The organism is Actinomycetota bacterium (assembly GCA_036280995.1).
In the GTDB taxonomy this organism is placed as follows: Bacteria; Actinomycetota; CALGFH01; order CALGFH01; family CALGFH01; genus CALGFH01.
Map to the genome: position 1 here is coordinate 1 of DASUPQ010000503.1, position 3,282 is coordinate 3,282.

At 69.2% G+C, this 3,282-nt stretch carries 3 protein-coding genes; all 3 read left to right on the forward strand.

What is annotated here, in order from left to right; translation table 11 throughout:
• Window positions 1-444: 444 nt before the first annotated feature.
• Window positions 445-1,071, forward strand: a complete 627-nt coding sequence (locus VF468_17055) for a glycosyltransferase (GenBank protein ID HEX5880002.1) — start codon at window positions 445-447, stop codon at window positions 1,069-1,071.
• Window positions 1,072-1,377: 306 nt separating this feature from the next.
• Entirely contained in the window at window positions 1,378-1,620 is a 243-nt protein-coding gene (locus tag VF468_17060; GenBank protein ID HEX5880003.1) for a DUF6458 family protein, read from the forward strand.
• Between the two features lie 423 nt (window positions 1,621-2,043).
• Window positions 2,044-3,282, forward strand: a 1,239-nt coding sequence (locus VF468_17065; protein HEX5880004.1) for an amidase, incomplete at its 3' end; no start/stop codon positions are given.

The following is a 3,282-nucleotide window of genomic DNA, read 5'->3' on the forward strand; positions in this document are numbered from 1 at the left end:
CACCTGGTGGGTAGCCGGGTTTGGTCACAGCTTCACCGAAGCAAGGTGCTCTATGCGGATCGCCGTGGTTGCGCCGCCTTGGTATCCCGTTCCGCCCAGCGGTTATGGCGGCATCGAGTGGGTGGTGGCGCTGTTGGCCGACGGGCTGACCGAGCGCGGGCATGAGGTCACCCTGTTCGCCCCGCTCGGCTCCGAGACCGAGGCGCAGCTGGTCCCTCCGCTACAGGAGGTGCCGCCCGAGGAGCTGATCGGCGATCCCTGGTATGAGGCGGCCCATGCCGTGTCGGCCTACGACCGTGCGGGCGAGTTCGACCTGCTGCATGACCACACCGGGCCGGTGGGGGCGAGCATCGGGGCCATGAGCGAGGCTTCCACGGTCCATACCCTGCATGGGCCGTTCACTCCCCAGACCTCGGTGCTGTATCGGCGCATCGCCCAAAGACACTGGTTCGTGGCCATCTCCGAGAGCCAGCGGTCCAGAACTTGCGCTGGGGCGGAGTGGTCTACAACGGCATCTCTCTGGACCGCTATCCGGTCTGCGAGGCCAAGGACGACTACCTGTTCTTCCTTGGCCGGGCCGATGAGGAGAAGGCGCCGCACCTGGCCATCGAGGCGGCCCGGCGGGCCGGACGGCGGCTGGTGCTGTGCGTCACGACCAAGAACGAGCGCGAGCAGACCTACTGGGCCGAGATGGTCGAGCCGCTGCTGGGCGACGATGTGGAGGTCAGAGGGGAATGCGATCAGGAGCAGAAGACCGAGCTGCTGGCCGGTGCGGCGGCGTTGTTGTTCCCGATCCAGTGGGCGGAGCCGTTTGGCCTGGTGATGGCCGAAGCCATGGCCTGTGGGACGCCGGTGGTGGCTTGGCGCAACGGGTCGGTGCCCGAGGTGGTGGCCGACGGGGAGACGGGCTTTGTCGTCTCCTCGGTGGAGGAGATGGCCGCCGCCGTCGACCGGGTCGGCGACCTGGACCCCCAGGTGATGCGGGCCCGGGTCAAAGAGCGGTTTTCGGCCGAGGCCATGGTGGCCGGCTACGAACGCATCTACCAGCAGGTGCTCGCCGGTGGCGATTGAAGTGACTGGGGTCCTTCGCAGCTGAGGAACCACGCAAGTTAAGTACCAGGCGGCCTGGCGCCGACCTCCCATCAGCCGTTCCGGTCCGGGTCCACGGCATGGTGGGGACTGACAGCACGGACGATTCCATCCGACGGGTCGTTCGCGGCCGGCAACGCTTCCAGCCGCGCCGGCTTACCCCTTGCCGCCGCCGTTGGCGCCGAGAACCGTAACAACAACGCCGGGCACAGGGTCTTATTGGACAACCATGCATGCAGGATTCGGCGCACGAGCAACTGTCAAAGCATCCTGGAGGAGGCGAGCAGGGTGAGCCTTGGAGTCAGCATCTTCCTGCTGGTGGTGGGAGCCATCTTGACCTTTGCAGTGGACGTCACCACCTCGGGGTTCAACCTCAACACGGTCGGGATCATCCTGATGGTCGCCGGGGCGCTTGGCCTGGTGTTGTCGCTGCTGTTTTGGAGCAGCTTTTCGCCCTATCGGCGGAGCAGGACGGTGGCCGGCCCCGACACGGTGGTCGAGGAGCGGCGCATCGAGCGTGATCTCCCCTAGCACCGGTCAGAACTGCTGAGATTGGCGCCCGCGGGGATTGCCGGCGCAGGTGGCGGGTAGGCGCCGGTTGGGCGCCCTGGTCGGGCCGGTCTGGTCACCCCCGACCCGGGCGCTGATCCAATGAGTGACCTGGTGGAAGGCGGCTACCACCGAGCCAGGTCATCTGTTCGGCAGGCTGGCCTCGACCGCGACAGCAAAGGGCCGCTACCTGCGCGGCTGCCGCGACTGCCGCCCGTGGGGTGCGTGAATGCGTTCACGCGGCTTGGAGGCGGTCACCGAGCAGGCTGGCGACGGAGCACTGGCGGATGTCGTGCGCCTTCCCTCATCGTCCCCTTGTCGAGACCCCGGACCGGTGTTTGGCTTGTGGCTGGGGGGTGTGCCGGTGCGGTCTGACCGGAGCAGGACCGCGAGGAGGCGGAGACGATGGCGGCGAGCGACCAGATCTGCCAGTTGGACACGACCACCCTGGCCCGTGCCGTCGCGGCCAAGGAGCTGTCCCCCGTGGAGGCGGTCGAGGCGGTCCTGGAGCGGCTGGACCGGCTGGACCCGACGCTCCACATGTTCACCACCGTCGTGCCGGACCAGGCCAGGGAGGAAGCCAAGCGGATCGAGGCCGACCTCGCCGCCGGACGCGAGGTCGGGCCGCTGGCCGGGGTGCCCACCGGGGTCAAGGACCTGATCTGCACCAAGGGGATCCGCACGGCCTCGGGATCGTACGCCTACGCCGACTTCGTACCTGACGAGGACGACGTGGTGGTGGAGCGGATCAAGGCCGCTGGTGCGGTGGTGATCGGCAAGACCCAGGTGCCGGAGTTCGGCTATTCCGGCACCGGGCAGACCCCGCTGGCGGAGCCGACTCGCAACCCCTGGAACCTGGAGCGGACCTCCGGTGGCTCCTCGGCCGGGACCGGCGCCGCGGTGGCCACCGGAGTGGGGCCGTTCTCGCTGGGCAGCGACGGCGGCGGCTCGGTCCGCATCCCGGCCAGCTTCTGCGGGGTGTACGGCATCAAGCCGACGATGGGCCGGGTCCCGCTGTACCCGGGCACCAAGGACCACCGCTATCCGGGCGTGTCGAGCTGGGAGTCCCTGGAGCACATCGGGCCGCTGACCCGCGCCGTCGCCGACGCCGCCCTGGTCCTGTCGGTGATCGCCGGCTACGACGACCGGGACCGCCTGAGCATCCCCTCCGACGGCATCGACTGGCTGCGCGCCGTCGACGGCGACCTGGGCGGCCTCCGGGTGGCCTACAGCCCGGACCTTGGGTACGCCGCCGTCGACCCCGCGGTGCGGGCGGTCGTCGACCAGGCGGTCACGGTCTTCGAACGCGATCTTGGCTGTACGGTCGAGCGGGCCGATCCTGGTTGGGAGGACCCGTATGAGGCATTGCTGCCGCTGATTGTCTGCGAGAGCGACCTGGCCGGCATGCGCAGGCTCGCCGACGAGCTGGGCGAGCGGATGTCGCCGCATCTGGTGGATGTCCTGCGGTTGGACTGGACCGCCGAGCAGCTCACCGGCGCCGTGGTGCGGCGCAAGGCGGTCTACAACGCGGCCTGGCGGTTCTTCCGCTCCTATGACCTGCTGCTCACCCCGACGCTGGCGGTGCCCCCGTTCGAGCACGGCCTGCAGGGGCCGGCGGCCATCGACGGGCGCGAGGTCGACGCG